The organism is Aeromonas sp. R7-4 (assembly GCF_040908055.1).
GTDB classification, from domain to species: domain Bacteria; phylum Pseudomonadota; class Gammaproteobacteria; order Enterobacterales; family Aeromonadaceae; genus Aeromonas; species Aeromonas sanarellii.
The window spans coordinates 86,728-108,988 of the sequence record NZ_JBFODA010000026.1 but is presented as its reverse complement, the minus strand read 5'-3'; the positions used below and the strand labels follow the sequence as shown (position 1 = coordinate 108,988).

Sequence of the window (22,261 nt, the reverse complement as noted above, 5' to 3'; positions counted from 1 at the left end):
GGATGCTGATGCCAATTGATTTCGGGCTCCCCGCAGGGGGGCAGGGCCATTCGCGCAGAAGGAGCAACACCAGATGCATCATCACAAGTTCAACGACTTCCCCACCGATTTTCTGTGGGGCGCCGCCTCCGCCGCCTACCAGGTGGAAGGGGCCTGGAATGCCGATGGCAAGGGCCCCTCGGTGTGGGATCTGTTCACCAAGCTGCCGGGCAAGACCTTTGAGGGCAGCAACGGCGACGTGGCGGTGGATCACTACCACCGTATGGAGGAGGACGTGGCGCTGATGGCGGAGATGGGGCTCAAGGCCTATCGCTTCTCGGTGAGCTGGCCGCGCATCTATCCGACCGGTCGCGGCGAGGTGAACGAGGCGGGGCTGGCCTTCTACGAGAAACTCATCGATACCCTGCTGGCCCACGGCATCGAGCCGGTGCTGACCCTCTATCACTGGGACCTGCCCCAGGCGCTGCAGGACGAGTACGGCGGCTGGGAAGACAGGCGCATCATCGACGACTTCGAGCGCTACTGCGTGACCCTCTACCAGCGCTTCGGCGCCAAGGTGAAGTACTGGGTGTCGCTCAACGAGCAGAACTACAACCTGACCAACGCCTACCAGCTCGGCACCCACCCGCCCGCGGTGCAGGACAGGAAGCGCTTCTTTGCCGCCAACCACATCGCGTTTCTCGCCAACGCCCGGGTCATCAAGGCGTTCCGCGAGCATGTGCCGGGGGGGCTGATCGGCCCGAGCTTCGCCTACTCGCCCGCCTATCCGGCGTCGTGCGATCCCAAAGACATGCTGGCGTTCGAGAACGCCGAGGAGTTCACCAACCTCTGGTGGCTGGACGCCTACTGCTTCGGCCGCTACCCCCAGGCGGCGCTCGCCTACCTGAGGGAAACCGGCGAGGCCCCCGAGATCCTGCCGGGGGATCTGGCCCTGCTGAAGGAGGGGACGCCGGACTACATAGGCGTCAACTACTACTACACCCTGACCTTCACCGACAATCCCCTCGGCGGTCAGACCATGCAGCGCATCAACACCACGGGCAAGAAGGGCACTACGCCCTCCAGCGGCGTGCCCGGCCTCTACAAGACGGCCCCCAATCCGCACCTCGAGACCAGCAACTGGGACTGGGCCATCGATCCCACCGGGATGCGCATCGCCCTGCGTCGCCTCTCGTCTCGCTACGGCCTGCCGCTGATGATCACCGAGAACGGCCTCGGCGAGTTCGACAAGCTGGAGGCGGGAGACAAGGTGAAGGACGACTACCGCATCGATTACCTGCGCAGCCATATCAAGGCGTGCCAGGAGGCGATGCAGGACGGGGTCGAGCTGCTTGGCTACTGCGCCTGGTCCTTCACCGATATCCTGAGCTGGCTCAACGGCTACCAGAAACGCTACGGCTTCGTCTATGTGGAGCGCGACGAGCAGGGAGGCTCCCTGCGCCGCATCAAGAAGGAGAGCTTCCACTGGTACAGCCAGGTCATTGCAAGCGGTGGCAAGACCTTGTAACGGGCCCGGTGCGCCGCACCTCGTCTGCCCAATGCCGGAAGGCCCCCTCATCGGAGGGGGCCTTCCTTGTTTGTGCAGCTGGCAACCATGACCGCCTAGATAAACATCCCCCCTGAGGCCTCGATGCGCTGGGCGGTGATCCAGCGGCTGTCATCGGAGAGCAGGGCGGCCATGACGCCGCCGATGTCGTCGGGCTGGCCCACCCGGCCGAGGGCCGTCTGGCTCGCGAGGAAGGCGTTGACCCCCTTGTCGTCGCGCACCACGCCACCGCCAAAGTCGGTCTCGATGGCGCCGGGGGCCAGCACGTTGACGGCGATGCCGCGGGGGCCCAGCTCCTTGGCCAGGTAGTGGGTCAGCACCTCCACACCCCCCTTCATGGCGGCGTAGGCGGCATAGCCCGGCATGGCGAAGCGGGTGAGGCCGGTGGAGAGGTTGAGGATGCGGCCGCCATCCGCGATCAGCGGCAGCAGCGCCTGGGTCAGGAAGAAGGTGCCCTTCAGGTGGATGTTGAGCAAAGTGTCGAACTGCTCTTCCGTGGTCTGCTCGAAGCTGGCGCGGATGCCGATGCCGGCGTTGTTGACCAGGTAGTTGAAATGGGTGCGCTGCCACTCCCGGGCGAGCAGCTGCTTCACCTCGTCTGCGAAGGCGGCGAAGGTGGCGCTCTCCCCCACGTCCAGCGCCAGGGCATGGGCCTGCACCCCGAGGGCGCGGGCCCTGGCCACCACGGCGGCGGCCTCCCCGGCCTGGCTGCGGTAGGTGAGGATGAGATCGACGCCTTTGGCCGCGAGGGCCAGGGCGCCGTGCTTGCCGAGGCCGCGGCTGGCTCCCGTGATGAGGGCGATGGGTCTGGTCATGGTGTGACTCCTGTCCGGGTGAATGACGAGGGCTCGGTGCGAGCCGACCGGATCACTGTATTGTTCGTTTCAAACTCGATAAATAGCGTGATAATGAAATCACTGTTCCGTTTAGAGAGACAATCAGGCCATGGATCACCTGGATACGATGAGGGCCTTCGTGCGGGTCGCCGAACTGGAGAGCTTCAGCCGCTGCGCCGAGCTGTCCGGCATCCCCAAGGCGACCCTCTCCGCCGCCATCCGCCGGCTGGAGGAGCGCATGGGCACCCGGCTGTTGCAGCGCACCACGAGGCGGGTGCAACTCACCACGGACGGCCAGATCTGCTATGCCCGCTGCCGGGAGCTGCTGGCGGACATGGAGGAGTTTGACGGCTTGTTTCGCCAGGAGGGCCAGATCTCGGGCCAGTTGCGGGTCGACATGCCGAGCCGGATGGCGCGCCACCTGGTGATCCCCGCGCTGCCGGACTTTCTGGCCAGGCATCCCGCCTTGCAGCTGATGCTGAGCAGCACGGACAGGCGGGTGGACCTGGTGCGCGAGGGGTTTGACTGCGTGGTGCGGGTCGGCAGCCTGGAACCCTCCAGCCTGGTGGCAAGGCCCCTTGGCCACTACCGCCAGATCAACTGCGCCAGCGCCGCCTACCTGGCCCGCCACGGGGTACCGCAGCACCTCGCCGATCTGGCCCATCACCGGCTGGTGCACTATGGCCCCGGGGTTGGCACGGGGAGCGGCGGTGGGCAGGGGCGCCCCGAGCCCGGCTTCGAATACCTGCGGGAGGACGGCAGCCGGGCCCTGCTGCCCATGGCGGGAGCCCTGACGGTCAACGACAGCGAGACCTATCTGGCGGCGGCGCTGGCGGGGCTCGGCATCATCCAGATGCCGAGGGTGGGGGTGGAGGGGCTGCTCGCGCGCGGCGAGCTGGTGAGCATACTGCCCGCCTGGCAGGCGCCGCCGCTCCCCATCGACGCCCTCTATGCCCACCGCCGCCAGCTGGCGCCCAGGGTCCAGCTCTTCATCCACTGGCTGGGCGAGCTGCTCGCCCGCTCCCTGGCCGGGGAGTCAGAGGCGGCCGCGCCTTGAGCGAAACTCCCGGGGGGAGAGGGCGAAGGCCGCGCGAAAGAAGCGGGTGAAACTGCTCTGGCTGGCAAAGCCGAGCCTGTCTCCCACCGCCTGCAGCGGCAGGGCGGGATCCTGCAGCAGGCGGCACGCCTCCTCCCGCCGCACCTGATCCAGCAGCCCGGAGAAGTGGCAGCCCTCCTCCCGCAGGTGGCGGTTGAGGGTCCAGCGGGTCAGCCCGAGGCTGTCGCAGACCACAGCGAGAGGCGCTCGCTCCTCCAGGCCTTCCTGCCAGAGCGTTTGACGGATGAGATCGAGCACGCGATCCCGATAGCGGGTGCGCGGGCGCAGCAGGGCCATCTGCCGGTTTATCTCCCCCAGCAGCAGGGGCTGCAGGGGGAGGTTGCAGCCCCCGTGGGCGAGATCGAGCAGGGCCGAGGGGAAGCGCAGCTCGAACCCCTGGCCCCGCAGTAGGCGGGCGCCCAGCCAGGTTGCCAGGTCGCGCCAGAGCGCAGGTCTGACGAGGGTGGGCAGCACCAGCTGGCCCTGCCCCGGGTGATAGAACTGGAGCAGGGCATAGAGATTGCCCAGATTCGCCAGGCTGCTCATGGCGATGACGTCCGGGTGATCGGATTCCGAGTGGTAACTCAGCCTCGCCTGACCATCTTCCTCCCGCAGCACTATCCGGTCGCTCTCGCCGATGAGAGGGCGAAAGGAGAGGAAGAAGTGCAGCGCCTGGCGCAGGGTGGCGGCGTTGCAGCACAGGCTCGCGAGCGGCAGAAAGTCGGCGAACAGGCCGGTGAGCGTGGGGGGCGCCCCCCAGTGGTCGCTGTTCATATGGGGGGCGGCCCGGGTCAGCAGCCGGAAGTGGCGCTGGGCGTCGATCCGCCCCTGGGGGAGCAGCAGCTCTTCTCTGGCAATCCCGGCACCTTGCAGGAGCTGGGCCGGATCTCGTCCCTGTCTCTGCCAGTGGGTGAGGCAGTGCAGGGCAATCCGGTTGGAGACGGTTTTCACGGCAAAAATCCTTGTCGGCGGTGGCCTTCCATCATCCGTCAGCGGCGCTGGATTGCCGTGAGCCAGCGCCGCTTTTATGTTTCGGATTTGTAACCAAGGGTAACCCTGCAACCCTTTTCACACTTTTCACCCCTGCTCCCAACCGGCAACTTCCTGCACCCGACGGGCAAGTGAGGGGGGCCGCATTTGCATAGAGTGGTCACTCCTACACACACAAGGAAGATAACAATAATGAAACACCACTCGCTCTCCCGAACCCGTGTCGCCCTCGCCATAGGGGCCCTGCTGCTGGCAGGGTGCAACGACAACGACTCCACCCCCAAACCGGAACAGCCCGTCCTGGGCCATCGCACCGTCGCCCTGATCGAGCAGGACGGCCTGCAGTTCAAGGATCTGGACGGCAATGGCACCCTCACCCCCTACGAGGACTGGCGCCTCGGCGCCGCCGAGCGGGCGCGGGACCTGACGGGTCGGCTCACCCTGGCCCAGAAGGCGGGCCTGATGATGCACGGCACCCTGGTGCTGGATGCCGACGGCCGGGTCGACCTCGCCGCCATGGACAAGATGCTGCGTACCGATGGGGTGAATACCTTCATCACCCGGATGGCGGGGGATCCGGCGGCCATCGCCGAAGACAACAACCGGCTGCAGGCCCTGCTGGAGGGGGTGGGGCTCGGTATCCCCATGACGGTGAGCACGGATCCGCGCAACCACTTCACCCATGATCCCAACGCCACCAGCGTCGGCGCCGGGGCCTTCTCCCAGTGGCCGGAGACCCTGGGGCTGGCCGCCATCGGCGATGCCGCCCTGGTGCAGCGCTTCGGCGACATCGCCCGCCAGGAGTACCGCGCCGTCGGCATTCACGAGGCGCTCTCGCCCCAGGCGGATCTCGCGACCGAGCCGCGCTGGGGGCGCATCAACGGCACCTTCGGCGAAGACAACCAGCTCGCCAAGTCCCTGGTCAAGGCCTATATCCAGGGCTTCCAGCAGGGGAGTGACGGCATTGGCAAGGAGAGCGTGGTCACCGTGGTCAAGCACTTCGCCGGGGCCGGTCCCCAGAAGGACGGGCTGGACGCCCACAACCCCTGGGGCAAGGAGCAGGTCTACCCCGGTGGCCAGTTTGCCTATCACCTGGTGCCGTTCGAGGGGGCCTTCGAGGCCAAAGTCGGGGCCGTGATGCCCTATTACGCCCTGCCCGAGGGGCTGACCCATGAGGGCCAGGCCATCGAGGAGGTGGGTTTTGGCTTCAACCGCCAGATCCTCACCGACTTGCTGCGGGGCCACTTCAAGTTCGACGGCGTGGTGCTGAGCGACTGGGGCATAGTCAACGACTGCGACAGCCGCTGCGAGCAGGGGCTGACCCAGGATGAGGTGACGGCGGGCGTCAGCCCCTGGACAGTGCCCTTTGGCATGTCCTGGGGCGTGGAGAAGCTCACCAAGGCTGAGCGTTACGCCAAGGCCATTGCCGCCGGGGTGGATCAGTTTGGCGGGGTGGAGGATCCCGCCCCCCTGCTGGCGGCGGTGCAGAGCGGTCTGGTGACCGAGGCGGCGCTCACCACCTCGGCCGAACGGATCCTGGAGCAGAAGTTCGCCCTGGGGCTGTTCGAGAACCCTTATGTGGATACCCAGGCCGCGGTGGCCCTGGTGGGCAAGGCCGAGTTCCAGCAAGAGGCCCAGGCCGCCCAGGCGGCGTCCCACGTGCTGCTGAAAAACGAGGGGGCCCTGCTGCCACTCAAGGCGGACGGCAAGCGGGTCTACCTGCACAACGTCAATGCCGAGGTGGCCGCGGCCAACGGTTATACCGTGGTGACGGACCTGGCCCAGGCGGAGCTCGCCATCGTGCGGGTCAACGCCCCGGGCGAGCAGGATCCCCGCTTCCCGTTTGGCAGCATCCACTTTGGCCAGCTCGGCTTTGCCAGCAATGACCAGGTGGTGCAGGAGACGGCCCACGAGGGGATCTACCACGGGGCCGACGACTTTGCCGCCATCCAGGCCATCGAGCAGGCCGGTGTGCCCCTGGTGCTCTCCGTCTATCTGGACAGGCCCGCCATCCTGACCGAGGTGGCGCCGGCGGCCCGGGTGCTGCTGGCCAACTTCGGTGCTCTGGATCAGTCCCTGTTCGACGTCATCAGCGGCAAGCAGAAGGCCCGCGGCAAGCTGCCCTTCGAGTTGCCCTCCAGTTGGCAGGCGGTGCTGAATCAGTCGTCCGACGTGGCGAAGGATTCCCTGAGCCCCCTCTATCCCTATGGGGCCGGTCTGGATTACTGAGCAGAGTTCACCGACCATCACCAAGGCGCCTGCGGGCGCCTTTTCCATGGCCCCCATCGACAATCCCGGTTTGGCGCAGTGGGGCGGCTTGGGCATAATGGCGCCCCATCACCATGTGCCTTGTCCCGTGCCAGAAGCGCCCGGGGAGGCCCATGGCAACGCGCAGAGGAGATGAGATGAAATTTATCGGAGCCCACGTCAGTGCGGCCGGCGGGGTGGAGAACACCATAGCCCGCGCAGAGGCCATCGGGGCCAACGCCTTCGCCCTGTTCACCAAGAACCAGCGCCAGTGGCAGGCGGCGCCCCTGTCGGATGCCAGCATCCGCGCCTTCAAGGCGGCCTGCGACAAGGCAGGCTTTCGCCCGGAGCAGATCCTGCCCCACGACAGCTACCTCATCAACCTGGGTCACCCGGATCCCGACGGCCTCGCCAAGTCCCGGGATGCCTTCCTGGACGAGATGAAGCGCTGCGAGCAGCTCGGGCTCTGCTACCTCAACTTCCACCCCGGCAGCCATTTGAAGCAGATCCCGGAGGCCGCCAGCCTGAAACTGGTGAGCGAGTCCATCAACTGGGCGCTGGAGCGCAGCCAGGGGGTGACGGCGGTGATCGAGAATACCGCAGGCCAGGGCACCAACCTCGGCTGGTCGTTCGAGCACCTGGCCACCCTGATCGAGGGGGTGGAGGACAAGAGCCGGGTCGGCGTCTGCTTCGATACCTGCCACGCCTTCGCCGCCGGCTACGATCTGCGCACCCCGGAGTCCTGCGCCGCCGTGTTCGCCGAGTTTGAGCGCATCGTGGGCTTTGAGTACCTGAAAGGGATGCATATCAACGGCGCCAAGTGTACCTTCGGTAGTCGGGTCGATCGCCACCACAGCCTGCGGGAGGGGAACCTGGGGGAGGCGGTGTTCCACCACATCATGAATGACGCGCGTTTCGACGGCATCCCGCTGATCCTCGAGACCATAGACGAGTCGATCTGGGGTGAAGAGATCCGCTGGTTGCGCAGCCTGCAGACCAGTCCGGCAGCAGCCTGAGGTTCGGGGCAGGATGCGCGTTGCCACAGGGCAGTGAGGAGACGAGATGCAAGAAGAGGGAAAGGGGCCCCTGCGCTGGGGGATTGCCGGGGCGGGCGCCATCGCCCGGCGTTTCTGCCGCGATGTCAACCAGCATGCCAGGGGCGGGCGGGTGGTGGCGATCGCCGCCCGGGATCAGGGGCGGGCCGACGCGTTCGCCCGCGAGCTGGGGCTGCCACTGGCCTATGGCAGCTATCAGGCCCTGGCCGAGAGCCCCGAGGTGGAGGCCGTCTATGTGGCGGTGATCCACCCGGAGCACGCCGCCCTGATCAGGCAGATGCTGCTGGCGGGCAAGCACGTGCTGGTGGAAAAACCGGCGGTGACCCGGGTGGCGGATTGGGACGCCCTGGTGGCGCTCGCCCATGAGCGCGGCTTGCTGCTGCTCGAGGCCATGAAGGTGATGTGCTTCCCCGCCATGCGCGCCCTGCTGCAACGCCTGCCGCTGCTGCCGGCGCCCCGCAGTCTGAGGGCGGCGTTCGGCTCGGCCCAGCCCCCGGTCGGCAAGCTGTTCGATCCCGCCCTGGATGGTGGCGCCGCCTGGGACGTGGGGGTCTATCCGCTCTGGCTCTATGCCGCCCTCTGCGATCGGCTTGGGCTGGCCTGCGGCGTGCCCGAGGTGACCCTGGCGCGGGCCAGCGGGGAGGTGGATCTGGCCGCCAGCTTCACCTTCCACTACCCCTTCTCGGCCGAGCTCGGCGCCTCCATCACCGAGGATCTCGACCGGGATGCCTGGCTGGAGGGGGAGGACTGGTCCCTCGTCATCGAGGGCAAGTGGTGGAACCCCCAGCATATTCGCTGGCAGGGGGGCGGGGCGCCGGTCGCCTGGCCGGCGGACATCTACCTGCCGGTGGAGGGGGGCGGCATGCAGCACGAGGCGGATCACTTCGCCGACTGCCTGCGCCACCGCCTGCTGGACTCCCCCTGGCTGCCCCACGCCCTGACGCGCCGCGTGCTGGGCTGGGTCGAAGGGGGGCTCAAGGGGGCAGGCTGAGGCCGTTAAGCGGCCGTCATCCCAACGAAAGAGAGGGCGCCCAGGCGCCCTCTCTTGCCTTCTCGGCCCGGGCTCAGGGCAGGGTCTGGGCGCGGCAGAAGGTCAGGAAACGGCGCAGTGCCGCGGAGTGGAACTTCTGTTTGTGCCAGGCGAGGGAGAGCCGGCGGGGGAAGCGGCGGCTCGGGGTGAGGGCCACCAGGCGCCCCTGTGCCAGCCGATCGGCGACGGCGAGGCGGGAGATGAAGGAGATGCCGAGCCCCTTCTCCACCGCCAGCATCACCGCCTCCAGGGTGTTGAGCTCGATCCCCGCACGCCAGTGCGGCAGCTGGGGCTGGATCTGCTGCTCGAACTGCTCGCGGCTCCCTGACTGGGGTTCGCGCAGCACCCAGATCTCGCCGGCGAGCCGGCGAAGGGGCAGCTCCGGCTGGCCCGCCAGGGGGTGGTGGGGCGGGGCGATGATCAGCATCTCGTCTTCCAGCCAGGGCTCGCTCACCAGCTCAGGGTGGTGGTTCTCCCCCTCGATGAGGGCCAGATCCAGCTCGAAGTGGGCCAGGGCGTGGCACAGCAGATGGGTGTTGGCGATGGTGACCCTGGGGGCGGCGCCCTGATCCCTGGCTCCTCCCGCCAGCAGATCGGGCAGCAGGTAGTTGCCTATGGTCTGGCTGGCACCGAGGCGCAGCTGGCCGCTGGGCTCGGCATCCGGGCTGAACAGCTGTTCTATCTCCTGCATCCTGGTCAGCATCTCATCGGCGGCCGGTTGCAGCAGGCGCCCCTCGCTGTTGAGCTGGAGCCTGGGGTGCACCCGGTCGAACAGCGGCGTGCCGAGCTGGCGCTCCAGCTCCTGCAGCGCCTGGGAGACGGCCCCCTTGCTGAGGCAGAGCTCGCCGGCCGCCAGCCCCAGGTTGCCGTGGCGGGCTATGGTGGCGAACACCTTGAGTTGTTGCAGGGTGAGCTTCATGTCGTTTGATTTTCCTAAACGCTTGGTTCAAATCATTTAGATATCGTAAACGATAGCCCCCCTTTATCCTATGCCCATCGTCACCAATCAAGAGGGTATACGCCATGATCGCACGCACCCGCCGTTCCCTGGGCCAGGCCCCGACCCCCATGGCCGGGCTGGCGCTCGGGATCGCCAGCCTCGGCTGGGCCTGGGAAAATGCCGGTCGGTTCGATGGCCGCCTGCAACTGCTGGGGGCCGCCATCGCCGCCGTGCTGCTGCTCGTCCTCACCTTCAAGTTCCTGCTCCACCCGCGCCTGCTGTGGCAGGATCTCGCCCACCCCGTGGTGGGCAGCGTGGTGCCCACCTACGCCATGGGCACCATGGTGGTCTCCAAGGCGGTCGGCCTGCTGGCCCCGACCCTGGGACAGGGACTCTGGCTGTTTGCGGTGGTCATCCACCTGGTGTTTCTCGCCACCTTCGTCTGGCACAGGGCCAGGGAGTTTGAAATCCACCACATGGTGCCGAGCTGGTTCGTGCCGCCGGTGGGGATCATCGTCGCCGACGTCGCCTACCCGGGCGGCCCCTTCGCCACCCTGGCCAACGGCCTGCTCTGGTTCGGCATGGGCTGCTACGCCCTGATGCTGCCGCTGATGATCTATCGCCTCATCTTCAGTCACGAGGTGCCGGACGCCGCCAAGCCGACCATCGCCATCCTGGCGGCTCCCGCCAGCCTGTCGCTGGCCGGTTACCTGACCGTGAGCCCGGATCCGTCGCTGCTGCTGGTGGCCGTGCTGCTTGGGATCGCCGTGCTGATGACAGGCATCATCTACCTGGCCTTCATCAAGCTGCTGCGCCTGCCATTCTCGCCCGGTTATGCCGCCTTCACCTTCCCCCTGGTGATCGGCGCCACCGCCCTGTTCAAGGTGAGTCACCTGCTGTCGCAGTGGCCGCAAGCGGCCCGCTATGCCGAGCAGCTCCATCAGCTGGCCTATCTGGAGCTGGGGGTGGCGACCCTGGTGGTGGGGTACGTGGCGCTGCGCTACCTGATGTACTTCCTGCCCCTGGGCCAGGGCGGCGCGCTGGGAGCCCCCCTGCATCGCTGAGAGGGTGTAGCGAGCAACGGACCCCGCCCTGCGGGGTCCGTTTGCATGGGCGTCGCCAGATGAGGCAAATGATCTCCTTGTCAATCCGTGATCCGGCTTAAATAGTTGCTCATACAGGCGACATTCAGTTGGCGTTAACTGGTAATACCTGTCAGGATGCGTGCCATTATCCCACCGCCACCCTTTGCCCTATTTCCATGTCTTCTCACGACCCCGTTTTTGACGCCAGATTCCAGACCCGCCTGCTCCATCCCCGCTACTGGTTGAGCTGGCTCGCCCTCGGCGCCATCGGCGTGCTCGCCTTCGTGCCGCCGCGCTGGCGCGACCGGCTGGCCGAGGCCCTGGCGCCGTTGGTGCTCAGGATCTCGAAGAAACAGGTCTACATCGCCCGTACCAACCTCGCCATCTGCTTCAAGGGCAAGAGCGAGGCCGAGCGCGACGCCATTCTGATGACTTCCATCCGGGTGGGCCTCAAGAGCCTGCTGGGGTTTGGCGAGTTCACCTGGCGCAGCCCTGCCCACGTGATGGGGCGGATCCGGGTCAGCGGCTGGGAACATATCGAGGCCGAGCAGGCCGCCGGCCGGCCGGTGATCCTGGTGGTGCCCCACAGCTGGCCCATCGACGCGGCGGGCTACTACTTCGCCCAGCGGGGCCTGCCCATGTGCACCATGATGAAGAGCGCCCGCAACCCCGTGTTCGACTGGCACATCAACCGGGCGCGGACCCGGCACGGCTGCCGCGTCTATGAGCGCAGCGCCGGCATCAAGCCGGTGATCAAGGCGGTGAAATCCGGCCTGAGCTTCTTCTACCTGCCGGATCAGGATCACGGCCGCGAGGCGAGCCTGTTTGCCCCCTTCTTCAGCCACCCCAAGGCGACCCTGCCGGCCCTGCCACGGCTGGTGAAGCTGACCGGTGCCAGGGCGCTGCCGGTGCTGGCCTGCTATGACGAGCAGGCGCACGGCTACCGGCTGGAGATCGAGGCCCCCTACGCCGACTATCCCGGGGAGGATCTGCTGGCGGACACCTGCCGCATGAACGACAGCGTGGAACGCCAGCTTCGCCGCCACCCGGGCCAGTACATGTGGTTCCTCAAGATCTTCGACACCCGTGAGGATCAGGTGGGTCCGGATGGCCTCTACGAAGAGGGGATCCGGCGCATTCGCCGGGGGTTGTCGCCCCATCCCTGAGTGCAGGTCAAAGGTGGTCCCAAGCGGACCACTTTTAGTTTCTAACTAGTCTGATCAGTGACTTGGCGTCAGACCCCGGCGCAGGGCAGGGTAGAAAAAACTGTCAGGATCACTAAAATGACGGTCTGTTTTGATGATTCGATGGCGACCATGTCCGCACAAGATCCGGTGTTTGACACCTCCTTTCATCTTCGCCTGCTGCACCCCCGCCTGTGGGGCAGCTGGCTGGCGATTGCCCTGCTCTCCCTGCTGGCCTGGATCCCGGCCAGAGCCCGGGACAAACTGGCCGACGTCCTGGCGCCCACGCTGCTGCGGCTCTCCAGGAAGCAGGCCTACATCGCCGATACCAACCTCAGGATCTGCTTCCCTGCGCTCGATGAGGCGGGCCGTGAGGCCCTGCTGCTGAAATCCATCCGGGTCGGTCTCAAGACCTTCATGGGCTTTGGGGAGCTGACCTGGCGAAGCCAGGCCTTCCTCAAGGGGCGCATCAAGGTGCGGGGCTGGGAGCACGTGGCCGCGGAGCGGGCCGCCGGTCGCCCCATGATCTTCGTGGTGCCCCACACCTGGGCGGTGGACACCATAGGCCGCTTCATCACCAACGAGGGGGTGCCCCTGTGCACCATGATGAAGAGCCCCAAGGATCTGGTGTTCGACTGGTACATCAACCGTGAGCGCAGCAAGGGAGGCCGGGTCTATGAGCGCAGCGTCGGCATCAAGCCCGCCATCAAGGCCCTGCGCGCTGGCGACAGCTTCTTCTACCTGCCGGATCAGGATCATGGCCGCGAGGCGAGCGTGTTCGTGCCCTTCTTCGGGCATCCCAAGGCGACCCTGCCGGCCCTGCCCAAGCTGGTGAAACTCACCGGCGCCAGGGCGGTGCCCATCCTGGCCTGTTATGACGAGGACGAGGGCTGCTACCGGCTGGAGATAGAGCCGCCGTTCGACCCTTATCCCACCGCGGATCTGCTGGCGGATGTCAACGCCATGAACCGCACCGTGGAGCAGCAGCTCGCCCGCTTCCCCGAGCAGTACATGTGGTTTCTCAAGATCTTCGAGACCCAGGAAGAGAACCAGGGAGAGGAGGGCCTCTACGAGGAGGGGATCCGGCGCATCCGCCAGGGTCTGCCCCCGGAACCTTGAGCGACACGGCCCGCCTGAGGGCCGTTTTTATTGACCTGATGACGCAGGCACCGCATGCTCCGGTTTCGGTGATGACCATGGCGGTCAGGGGACACACAGAGGCAACTAAGGCATGAATAGGGTGAAAGGGCGGTCATGAAAATTCCAAATCGAATCCAGCCCCTGGTTGATGACGGCCTGGTGGACGAGGTCATCAGCCGGCTGATGAGCGGCAAAGAGGCCGACGTCTACGTGGTGCGCTGCGGCGACGAGGTGCGCTGCGCCAAAGTCTACAAGGAGGCCTCCAAGCGCAGCTTCAAGCAGGCGGTGGTCTACCAGGAGGGGCGCCGGGTACGCAACAGCCGCAACGCCCGCGCCATGGAGAAGGGCTCCAAGTACGGCCGCCAGCAGCACGAGGAGGTGTGGCAGAACACCGAGGTGGACGCCCTGTTCAAGCTGGCTGCCGCCGGCGTGCGGGTGCCCAGACCCTATGTCTGCCTGGACGGTGTGCTCCTGATGGAGCTGGTCACCGATGCCGACGGCAACGTGGCCCCCCGCCTCAACGACGTGGCGCTCTCCCGGGAGCAGGCGCTCATCGACCATGGCAAGGTGATCCGCTACGTGGTGCGCATGCTCTGCGCCGGCCTCATCCACGGGGATCTCTCGGAGTTCAACGTACTGGTGGACGAGCAGGGCCCCGTCATCATCGATCTGCCCCAGGTGGTGGACGCCGCCGCCAACAACCAGGCGAAGGCCATGCTGGAGCGGGACGTCAACAACATGCGCAACTACTACGGCATGTATGCCCCCGAGCTGCTGAAGACCCGCTACGCCAGAGAGATGTGGGCCCTGTTCGAAGATGGCAAGCTGGGCCCCGAGACCGAGCTCACCGGCCTGTTCGAGGAGAGCCGGGAGGCCATCGATCTGGACGGGGTGCTGCACGAGATCGAGAGCGCCCAGGTGGAGGCCATGGCCCGCCGCGCCAGACAGCAGGCGGAGCAGGAGGAGGGGTTCTGAGCCCCTGTCGTCACGTCGTCAAAAAGAGCGCCATCAGGCGCTCTTTTTGTCTGTGTCGTTCGTGCGGCCTGTCAGAGCCCGGCCAGGGGCGGCGCCTTGAGGCGGGGGCCGGCATAGCCCCGCACCTCGCCAAAGCGGGGATCGCCCCGCTCCCAGTCGGCGGCGGCGGTGCGAATGGCCTGCCTGTCGAAGCTCACGAAGTTCCACCAGATCTGCAGCGGCTGGGCCAGGGGCTCGCCACCGATGAGCAGCAGACGGGCGCCGGGCCTCAGGGTCAGCTCCAGGGTGCGGTTTCCCGGCGGCAGATAGAGCAGCTGCTCGGGGGCGAGGGGATCGTTGGCGACGACTGTCTCCCCCTGCAGGGGGAAGAGGCCGTGCTCGAAGGCGGGATCCAGGGAGAGGGTGATCTGCCCCCCTGCGGGGGCGTGCAGATCCAGCCCCAGGATGGGGGAGAAGTGCAGGGTGGGGGCGCGCTGCCCGTCGTGCTCGCCGATGAGCAGGGTGAGTGTGATCTCCCCCTGTTGCCAGCGGGGGAGCCTGGGGTAGTGATCGAAGCGGGGCGGGGTGTGCTGATCCACCTCGGGCAGGGCTATCCAGAGCTGGGCCGCGTGCAGATCGGGCTGGTTCGGGAGGGACTCCTCGGTGTGGGCGATGCCGTGCCCGGCGGTCATCAGATTGACCTGGCCCGGGCGGATCACCTGCTCGCTGCCCAGGCTGTCCCGGTGCAGTATCTCCCCCTCCAGCATCCAGGTGAAGGTCTGCAGGGCGATGTGGGGGTGGGGCCCCACGTCCAGCCCGGGAGCGCCGGGGGCGAAGCGGGTCGGCCCTATGTGATCGAGGAAGCACCAGGGTCCTATGGTGCGCCGCTCCTTGACCGGGAGGGCCCGGGCCACGGGGATGCCGCCTACGTCGGTGAGGCGGGAGGCGATGCGTTGCCACTCATGTGTCATGTCGTGCTCCTTGTGCGGGAAGAGGGAATGGGGCGAGGCCAGCGGCCCTAGCGGCGGCGACCTCCCCCGACGCTACGCATGGGGGTGAAGCCGGGTCTTATCGCCGGTCTGACGGTGGGGCGTACCGGCGTGGCCAGGGTGCGGGGGAGGTGCGGTCTGGCATCCCCCCTGGGCTGAGCGGAAGGCGTCAGCAAGCCGTTGTCGGCCTTGGGCAGAGTCGAGGGGGCTAGCAGGCCATTCTCGGCCCTGGGAAGAGTGCCGCCTCTGTCGTCCAGCGGCGAGCGCGGGGACTTGTCCGGGTTGCTGATGCTGGGTCTGTTCTGCCGGTTGTCGCGCAGCGCCTGTCGTTGTTCCGGCGTCATGGCATGCCAGCGGGTCGCCAGATCCCCCCGCAGGGTGACCAGGTCTGGCTGGCCATGGTCCTCCTGCCAATCCTGATACTTCTCCTTGATCTCCTGCTGGCGCGCCGGATCGAGCCCATTCCACCACTTCTTGATCAGCTCGTCGAACTCCCCCTGGTTGTCACAGCACCAGGGATAGTAGTCGTTCCAATAGCCGTAATAGTCGTCATACCACCAGTAAGAGGCGCCATAGGCACCGCCGTAAGGGCCACCAGGGCCGGCCCCTGCTCCGCCGCCCGACGAGGAGCTGCAGCCGACGAGGCTCAGGGCAAACAGGGGGGCAAGCAGAATGACGCGCATGGAGACTCCTGGGAGAGAGGCTGATCTTGAGCGGATTATACGGCATATCATCGGCCCGGGCAGTCAGGATTGCGGGGCGCTACTGTATGAACGTACAATAGTCTCATCCCAGCCTTGAACTCCATAGCCTGCATGACCGAGATCCAGCCCGCTCCGCCCGCCACCCCGCCGCTCGACGGTTTCATCCTGACCCGTCACGGCCGGGATGTGCAGGGGCGTACCGAGATAGTGATGTGGCTCTGGAGCGCCCAGGGGCCGGTGCGGCTGGTGGTGCCGGGACAGGAGCCGGTCTTCTTCCTGCCGGAGCGCCACCTGGAGGAGGCGGCCGAGCTCTTCAAGGGCGCCGGGGTGCGGGGGCGGTTTCGCCGCCTGCCCATGCACACCTTCGAGGGCAGTCGGGTGGTGGGCTGCTACTTCGCGACCCTGAGCGCCTTCCACCGCGCCATCGAGCTGCTGCTCATCCGCGGCCTGGAGCACTTCGAGGCGGATATCCGGCTGCCGGAGCGCTTTTTGATGGAGCGCTTCATCACCGCAGGGGTACGCTTCGATGGCAAGGCGAGGCGCAGGGGGGGCAGTCAGGGCTACTGGGAGGTGAACGAGGCGCGCTGCGCGCCGCAGGCCGTGACGCCGACCCTCTCCTGGGTGTCTCTCGACGTGGAGTGCGCCATGGACGGGGCCCTCTTCTCGGTGGGGCTCTATAGCCGTGAGGATGCGCGGGTCATCATGATTGGCACCCCGGAGGCGGATGCCGATAGCTGGGGCACCCGGGTCGAGTGGGTGGCGGACGAGAGCGCCCTGTTCGGCGCCCTGGAGCGCTGGTTCCAGCTGCACGATCCCGATCTCGTCATCGGCTGGAACGTGGTCAACTTCGACTTTCGCCTGCTGCTGCGCCGCGCCGAGCTCGGCAAGCGGCGGCTGCGGCTCGGGCGCGGGAGGGAGCTCTGCTTCTGGCGCTCGTCCCGAAACGACCCCCAGAGCGGCAGCGTCATCATCCCCGGGCGCATGGTGCTGGACGGCATCGATACCCTCAAAAGCGCCACCTGGCAGTTCCCGAGCTACAGCCTGGATGCGGTGGCAAGCGAGCTGCTCGGCCGCGGCAAGGACATCGAGGACGTGGCCAACCGGGGGGAGAAGATCACCGAGCTGTTTCACTCCGACAAGGAGGCGCTGGCCCGCTACAACCTGGAAGACTGCAAGCTGGTGTGGGAGATCTTTGACTTCTGCCACCTCATCCCCTTCGCCATCGAGCGGGCCTCCCTCACCGGGTTGGAGCTCGACCGGGTGGGGGGCTCGGTGGCGGCCTTTACCAACCTCTATCTGCCACGGCTTCACCGCGGCGGCTACGTGGCCCCGAACCTGCCCGCCGACGGCGGGCTGGCGAGCCCGGGCGGCTACGTGATGGACTCCAGGCCCGGGCTCTATCGCCACGTGCTGGTGCTCGACTTCAAGAGCCTGTATCCCAGCATCATCCGCACCTTCTGCATCGATCCCATGGGGCTGGTGGAGGGGTTGCAACACCCCGCGCACGCCATTCCTGGCTTTCGCGGCGCCCTGTTCTCCCGCGAGCGGCACTTCCTGCCGGATCTCATCGCCACCCTGTGGGCGGCGCGGGACAGGGCCAAGGCGGCCGGCAACAAGGCGCTCTCCCAGGCCATCAAGATCATCATGAACTCCTTCTATGGGGTGCTGGGCTCGGGGGGCTGCCGCTTCTACGACCCGAGGCTTGCCTCCTCCATCACCCTGCGGGGTCACGGCATCATGCAGCAGACCCGGGAGTGGATAGAGGGGGAGGGGTTCGAGGTGATCTATGGCGACACCGACTCCACCTTCGTGCACCTGGGGCGGGATGCCAGCCCCGAGCAGGCGGACGAGATCGGCCAGCGGCTGGCGAAGCTGATCAACGACAACTGGGCGGCGCGGATCAGGGGTGAGTTCGACTTGCCGAGCCATCTGGAGATCCAGTACGAGACCCACTACCGCCGCTTCCTGATGCCCACCATCCGCGGGCTGGAGAAGGGAAGCAAGAAGCGCTATGCGGGGCTGGTGGGTGAAGGGGAAGCTGAGCACCTGGTGTTCAAGGGGCTGGAGACGGTGCGCACCGACTGGACGCCCCTTGCCAAGGCCTTCCAGACCCGGCTCTATGAGCTGGTCTTCCACGACCAGGATCCCAGCGGCTATGTGCGCACCATGGTGGACGAGACCCGGGCCGGCTTGCACGACGATCTGCTGATCTATCGCAAGCGGCTGCGCCAGAAGCTCGAGGAGTACCAGAAGAACGTGCCGCCCCATGTGCGGGCGGCGCGTCTGGCCGACGAGGAGAACCTGCGCCGCGGTCAGCCCCAGCGCTACCAGCACAGGGGCACCATCGCCTACCTGGTGACCTTGAACGGGCCAGAGCCGCTGGAATACAGGCGCAGCGCCATCGACTACGAGCACTATATCGACAAGCAGCTGAGGCCCATCGCCGACGCCATCCTGCCCTTTATCGGCGAATCGTTCGAGCGGATCTGCGGCCAGCAGCTCGATCTCTTCTGACGAGATCGCCTTCGGACGGGGGGCCTGCCTGCCGGGCATGGTTGAACGCACGGCGGATTCAGTCGTTCAGATACGGGCAGGAAAGGGGAGAAATGCAAAAAGCCCGCTCTAGGAGCGGGCTTTTTCAATCTGGTGCGTCCTAGTGGAATCGAACCACCGACCCCCACCATGTCAAGGTGATGCTCTAACCAGCTGAGCTAAGGACGCAGGGTGCGCAAGGCGACTTTGTGTGATTGCAGGGGAGTGGTGGGTTTAATTGGATTCGAACCAACGACCCCTACCATGTCAAGGTAGTGCTCTAACCAACTGAGCTATAAACCCACATCTGCGTTCAACCGGTTTCGAACCAACGACATCGCCTACGCCATGTCAAAGTACGGTTCTAACCAACTGAGCTATAAATCCACATCTGCAATCAATTCAAACTGTTATGGTGCGTCCTAGTGGATTCGAACCACCGACCCCCACCATGTCAAGGTGATGCTCTAACCAGCTGAGCTAAGGACGCATAACAGAATTTCGTGATGGTGCGTCCTAGTGGATTCGAACCACCGACCCCCACCATGTCAAGGTGGTGCTCTAACCAGCTGAGCTAAGGACGCATCACGAAAAGTGGTGGGTTTAATTGGATTCGAACCAACGACCCCTACCATGTCAAGGTAGTGCTCTAACCAACTGAGCTATAAACCCACTTCATAAACCGGACCGAAAGCCCGTTTTATCCCGCCAGCACTGCTGGCGTGGTCGGCATACTACCCATGGCCCCCAAGGCTGTCAACAAGGGACATGCACAAAGGAGACTGTTTGCCCAGTTCTTGCGCAGCCTGTTGATTTTGCAGGCGAGCCGCCAAAAAACGCGCGGCTCCCTGTGCTCCTGGCTGCGCCCTACTGCGCCCGGGAGAGGGCGGTGCAGGCCGCGGGGCTGGCGAAGCGGCCATAGATGACGCGCAGCCGCGCCCCCAGCATCAGGGCGGCAGAGGTGAGGCCGACGATGAAGCCGACCCAGAAGCCCTGGGGCCCCATGCGCGGCACCACCCAGTCGGTCAGTCCCAGGATCATGCCGGTGGGGAGCCCCATGCCCCAGTAGGCGACGATGGTGACGTAGAAGATGGCCTGGGTGTCCTTGTAGCCGCGAAGGGCCGCCGCCGCTACCACCTGCACCGAGTCGGAGATCTGGTAGATGGCGGCGAAAAACAGCAGGGTGGCGGCCAGGCCTATCACCTGGAGATCATCGGTGTAGATCCCGGCAATGGGCTCGCGCAGCAGCACGGTGAGGGCGGCGGTGGCGGCGGCGACCCCCATGCCCAGCATCAGGCCGGTGCGGGCGGCGACCCTGGCCTGATCCGGTTGCCCTTCCCCTATGTTGTGACCGACCCGGATGGTCACGCCGACACCGATGGACAGCGGCAGCATAAACACCAGGCTGGAGAAGTTCAGCGCTATCTGGTGGCTCGCCACCGTTTCGGCACCGAACGGGGCCAGCATCAGGGCCACCACGGTAAACAGGGTCACCTCGCAGAAGATGGCCATGGCGATGGGAAACCCCAGGCGAAACAGGCGCCAGATCCGGCTGCCGTTGGGGCGTGCCAGCTGGGCGAAGAGGTTGATCTTCTGGAAGTGGGAGGAGAACTTCACATAGAGGATCATCGCCAGCAGCATGGCCCAGAGCACGATGGCGGTGGCCACGCCGCAGCCGACCCCGCCGAGCTTGGGCATGCCGAAGTGGCCGTGGATGAAGATGTAGTTCGCCGGGATATTGACCGCGAGCCCCACGAAGCCGATCACCATGGTCGGCATGGTGTGGGAGAGCCCCTCGCTGAAGTTGCGCAGCACCTGGAACAGCACGAAGGCGGGTAGCCCCCACAGGATGGCGTGCAGGTAGCCGGCGGTCTTCTCCGCCATGACGGGATCCACGTCCATAAACTGCAGCGCCAGGGGGCTGAAGTAGAGCGCCACCATGGCGATGGGGGTCACCATCAGCGCCAGCCAGAAGCCCTGGTGCACGGCGGGGCGCACCTCGTCTTGTTTGCGGGCGCCGTTGAGCTGGGAGACGATGGGGGTGAGCGCCATGATGATGCCCTGCACCAGCAGGATGACCGGCAGCCAGAAGCTGGAGGCCACCGACACGGCGGCCAGATCCACGGCGCTCACCTGTCCCGCCATCACGGTATCGACGAAGTTCATGGCGATCTGGGCCACCTGGGCCACCAGTATGGGGCTGGCTAGACGAAGGAGCTGCTTCGCCTCGGACCAATAACGTTGCACTGACACCTCCGAGTGGATCAGATAATAGAGAAAGAGCGGGTAAGAGAGATGGGCTTTTGCCTCCTCGTCCTGAGGAGACAAAATGCGGGGGTGTCATTCTAGCCTGAAAATCCGCCAACGGGGAAGGTCGGCGGTCGACTTGTGCCCGGGATCAGGCGTCCTCGTGATCGCTGATCAGCAGGTTGGCCGCGGCATAGGCTGCCTGCTCGCGCAGATCCGCCGGCACCCGCTCGTCGGACGCCACGGCGTTGAGCGCCCGTATGCTGGCGGCGATGGCCTGGGGCACATAGCCCTGCTCGCCGGAGCCAATCTGGTTGTAGGCGATGCGAATGGCTTCACAGCACTGATATACCTGCATTTTTGTTTCCTCGTTAAGCCTGGATTGAATGGGGTCACTATAGCGATCGCGCTTCTCCTTGTCAGCCGGCATGCTTGTCTTGCAGGGGGGGCGGGGGTAACCTGCCGACAATTTTGTCACAGCGTGGAGAGACACATGTTTACCGGCATAGTACAGGGGACCGCCGAACTGGTGGCCATCGAGGCGCTGCCCAACTTTCGCACCCACGTGATCCGCATGCCGAGCCCGGCCTGGGGCGAGGGGCTGGCGCTCGGCGCCTCCGTGGCCCACAACGGCTGCTGCCTGACGGTCACCCGGGTGGAGGGGGATCTGGTCAGCTTCGATCTGATGCAGGAGACCCTGAGCCTCACCAACCTCGGGCAACTGGCGGTGGGGGACAAGGTCAACGTGGAGCGGGCCGCCCGCTTTGGGGACGAGATCGGCGGTCATGCCATGTCCGGCCACATCATGGGCACGGCACAGGTGACCTCGGTCATCGACACCCCGAACAACCGCCAGGTGTGGTATCGCCTCGCCCCCGAACTGATGAAATACGTGCTGACCAAGGGCTACATCGGCATCGACGGCATCAGCCTCACCGTGGGGGAGGTGCGAGACAGCGAGTTCTGCGTCAACCTCATCCCCGAGACCCTGGCCCGCACCAACCTCGGCTGGGTCAAGGCAGGCTGGCAGACCAATATCGAGATCGATCCCCAGACCCAGGCCATCGTCGATACGGTGGAGCGGGTGCTGGCGGCGCGCCGCCCGGACTGATGCCCCCATGCGGACGCCGCGGCCAGAGGGGCCTGCGACAGGCAGGCCCTTGTCGTCTCTCGGGGCGATGGGCCAAAGGCGGTACCGGGTATCGCGTGACATGGGACAGGGGAGGCGCCCTGTCTCGAAGGGGAGATCCCGTTACACGGGGGAAAGAGGGACGGAGATCATGACGACAAGGCTCATCTCGAAAGCCAGGCAGTGGGCGAAAGCCATCGAGTGCGATGTTCATGCGGTGTGGCTCGCGGCCCGGGATCCCAGGACCCCCTGGTATGCGAAGGCGCTTGCGTTGCTTGTCGCCGCCTATGCCCTCTCGCCCATCGACCTCATCCCCGACTTCATCCCCGTGCTCGGCTACCTGGATGACCTCGTCCTGGTGCCGCTCGGGATCTTGCTGGCCGTGCGGCTGATCCCGCCAAAGGTGATGAAGGAGCACAGGGCCACCGCCGCCAGGGCCGCCCAGCGGCCCGTGAGCCGGGTGGCCGCGGCGGTGTTTGTCGCGCTCTGGATAGGGGGCGCCGCGCTGCTGCTGTACGGCTGGTTGGCGTAGGAGAAGGCGTGCGACGCCTCGCGCC

At 66.1% G+C, this 22,261-nt stretch carries 18 protein-coding genes, 5 tRNA genes and 1 pseudogene; 12 read left to right on the top strand and 12 right to left on the bottom strand.

All coding sequences use genetic code 11. From position 1 onward, the window contains the following. The first annotated feature begins 73 nt into the window (after positions 1–73). Positions 74–1,507: a glycoside hydrolase family 1 protein gene (locus AB5Y72_RS05395; protein WP_368198662.1), complete on the top strand. Its 1,434-nt coding sequence runs from the start codon at positions 74–76 to the stop codon at positions 1,505–1,507. Positions 1,508–1,602: 95 nt separating this feature from the next. On the opposite strand, the gene AB5Y72_RS05390 is transcribed toward AB5Y72_RS05395, so the two are convergent. Continuing rightward, the gene (locus AB5Y72_RS05390; protein WP_209792133.1) at positions 1,603–2,361 is read right to left on the bottom strand and encodes an SDR family NAD(P)-dependent oxidoreductase; all 759 of its coding nucleotides are present in this window, start codon (positions 2,359–2,361) and stop codon (positions 1,603–1,605) included. 130 nt (positions 2,362–2,491) lie between these two features. Between AB5Y72_RS05390 and AB5Y72_RS05385 the strand changes: the two genes are divergently transcribed. Then, entirely contained in the window at positions 2,492–3,439 is a 948-nt protein-coding gene (locus AB5Y72_RS05385; protein WP_368198661.1) for a LysR substrate-binding domain-containing protein, read from the top strand. Here AB5Y72_RS05385 and AB5Y72_RS05380 read toward each other — a convergent pair. Next, positions 3,419–4,429, bottom strand: coding sequence for a helix-turn-helix domain-containing protein (locus AB5Y72_RS05380; protein ID WP_325782323.1), 1,011 nt, complete (start codon positions 4,427–4,429; stop codon positions 3,419–3,421). The two genes, AB5Y72_RS05385 and AB5Y72_RS05380, sit on opposite strands and share 21 nt — an antisense overlap. Positions 4,430–4,660: 231 nt before the next feature. Here AB5Y72_RS05380 and AB5Y72_RS05375 point away from each other — a divergent pair, with 231 nt between their 5' ends. The 3 genes from AB5Y72_RS05375 to AB5Y72_RS05365 all read left to right on the top strand — a co-directional run bounded on the left by AB5Y72_RS05375 (position 4,661) and on the right by AB5Y72_RS05365 (position 8,761). Beyond that, positions 4,661–6,697, top strand: coding sequence for a glycoside hydrolase family 3 N-terminal domain-containing protein (locus AB5Y72_RS05375; RefSeq protein ID WP_325782324.1), 2,037 nt, complete (start codon positions 4,661–4,663; stop codon positions 6,695–6,697). Positions 6,698–6,873: 176 nt separating this feature from the next. Continuing rightward, positions 6,874–7,731, top strand: coding sequence for a deoxyribonuclease IV (nfo, locus tag AB5Y72_RS05370; protein WP_209792139.1), 858 nt, complete (start codon positions 6,874–6,876; stop codon positions 7,729–7,731). 46 nt (positions 7,732–7,777) lie between these two features. Then, entirely contained in the window at positions 7,778–8,761 is a 984-nt protein-coding gene (locus AB5Y72_RS05365; protein ID WP_216990194.1) for a Gfo/Idh/MocA family protein, read from the top strand. 73 nt (positions 8,762–8,834) lie between these two features. Here AB5Y72_RS05365 and AB5Y72_RS05360 read toward each other — a convergent pair whose 3' ends face one another. Beyond that, positions 8,835–9,719 carry a LysR substrate-binding domain-containing protein gene (locus AB5Y72_RS05360; protein WP_209792143.1) on the bottom strand — a complete coding sequence of 295 codons (885 nt, stop codon included), beginning with the start codon at positions 9,717–9,719 and terminating at the stop codon, positions 8,835–8,837. Between the two features lie 104 nt (positions 9,720–9,823). Between AB5Y72_RS05360 and AB5Y72_RS05355 the strand changes: the two genes are divergently transcribed. The 4 genes from AB5Y72_RS05355 (at position 9,824) to AB5Y72_RS05340 (ending at position 14,124) form a co-directional block, all read left to right on the top strand. Then, positions 9,824–10,804, top strand: coding sequence for a TDT family transporter (locus AB5Y72_RS05355; RefSeq protein ID WP_042075721.1), 981 nt, complete (start codon positions 9,824–9,826; stop codon positions 10,802–10,804). 197 nt (positions 10,805–11,001) lie between these two features. After that, positions 11,002–11,991, top strand: a complete 990-nt coding sequence (locus tag AB5Y72_RS05350) for a lipid A biosynthesis (KDO)2-(lauroyl)-lipid IVA acyltransferase (RefSeq protein ID WP_216990195.1) — start codon at positions 11,002–11,004, stop codon at positions 11,989–11,991. A gap of 141 nt (positions 11,992–12,132) precedes the next feature. Next, positions 12,133–13,128, top strand: a complete 996-nt coding sequence (locus tag AB5Y72_RS05345) for a lipid A biosynthesis acyltransferase (protein ID WP_042075760.1) — start codon at positions 12,133–12,135, stop codon at positions 13,126–13,128. Positions 13,129–13,263: 135 nt separating this feature from the next. After that, positions 13,264–14,124, top strand: coding sequence for a PA4780 family RIO1-like protein kinase (locus AB5Y72_RS05340; RefSeq protein ID WP_216990196.1), 861 nt, complete (start codon positions 13,264–13,266; stop codon positions 14,122–14,124). Between the two features lie 71 nt (positions 14,125–14,195). On the opposite strand, the gene AB5Y72_RS05335 is transcribed toward AB5Y72_RS05340, so the two are convergent. Both AB5Y72_RS05335 and AB5Y72_RS05330 read right to left on the bottom strand, forming a co-directional pair. Further along, entirely contained in the window at positions 14,196–15,074 is an 879-nt protein-coding gene (locus AB5Y72_RS05335) for a pirin family protein (RefSeq protein ID WP_216990197.1), read from the bottom strand. A 47-nt stretch (positions 15,075–15,121) separates the two neighbouring features. Beyond that, positions 15,122–15,775, bottom strand: a complete 654-nt coding sequence (locus tag AB5Y72_RS05330; RefSeq protein ID WP_368198660.1) for a hypothetical protein — start codon at positions 15,773–15,775, stop codon at positions 15,122–15,124. A 132-nt stretch (positions 15,776–15,907) separates the two neighbouring features. Here AB5Y72_RS05330 and AB5Y72_RS05325 point away from each other — a divergent pair, with 132 nt between their 5' ends. Then, the gene (locus tag AB5Y72_RS05325; protein WP_368198659.1) at positions 15,908–18,310 is read left to right on the top strand and encodes a DNA polymerase II; all 2,403 of its coding nucleotides are present in this window, start codon (positions 15,908–15,910) and stop codon (positions 18,308–18,310) included. A gap of 130 nt (positions 18,311–18,440) precedes the next feature. Here AB5Y72_RS05325 and AB5Y72_RS05320 read toward each other — a convergent pair. The 7 genes from AB5Y72_RS05320 to AB5Y72_RS05290 all read right to left on the bottom strand — a co-directional run bounded on the left by AB5Y72_RS05320 (position 18,441) and on the right by AB5Y72_RS05290 (position 20,933). After that, positions 18,441–18,517, bottom strand: a tRNA-Val gene (locus tag AB5Y72_RS05320). Between the two features lie 37 nt (positions 18,518–18,554). Then, a tRNA-Val gene (locus AB5Y72_RS05315) sits at positions 18,555–18,631 on the bottom strand. 110 nt (positions 18,632–18,741) lie between these two features. After that, a tRNA-Val gene (locus tag AB5Y72_RS05310) sits at positions 18,742–18,818 on the bottom strand. A gap of 17 nt (positions 18,819–18,835) precedes the next feature. Next, a tRNA-Val gene (locus AB5Y72_RS05305) sits at positions 18,836–18,912 on the bottom strand. Positions 18,913–18,923: 11 nt separating this feature from the next. Then, a tRNA-Val gene (locus tag AB5Y72_RS05300) sits at positions 18,924–19,000 on the bottom strand. A 195-nt stretch (positions 19,001–19,195) separates the two neighbouring features. After that, entirely contained in the window at positions 19,196–20,575 is a 1,380-nt protein-coding gene (locus AB5Y72_RS05295; RefSeq protein ID WP_209792154.1) for an MATE family efflux transporter, read from the bottom strand. A gap of 151 nt (positions 20,576–20,726) precedes the next feature. Further along, positions 20,727–20,933 carry a YaeP family protein gene (locus tag AB5Y72_RS05290; protein WP_010674629.1) on the bottom strand — a complete coding sequence of 69 codons (207 nt, stop codon included), beginning with the start codon at positions 20,931–20,933 and terminating at the stop codon, positions 20,727–20,729. Between the two features lie 135 nt (positions 20,934–21,068). On the opposite strand from AB5Y72_RS05290, the gene AB5Y72_RS05285 reads away from it, so the two are divergent. Both AB5Y72_RS05285 and AB5Y72_RS05280 read left to right on the top strand, forming a co-directional pair. After that, the gene (locus AB5Y72_RS05285; protein WP_368198658.1) at positions 21,069–21,686 is read left to right on the top strand and encodes a riboflavin synthase subunit alpha; all 618 of its coding nucleotides are present in this window, start codon (positions 21,069–21,071) and stop codon (positions 21,684–21,686) included. Between the two features lie 175 nt (positions 21,687–21,861). Further along, positions 21,862–22,194, top strand: a pseudogene (locus AB5Y72_RS05280) (YkvA family protein); the annotation flags it as partial. Positions 22,195–22,261: the final 67 nt, after the last annotated feature.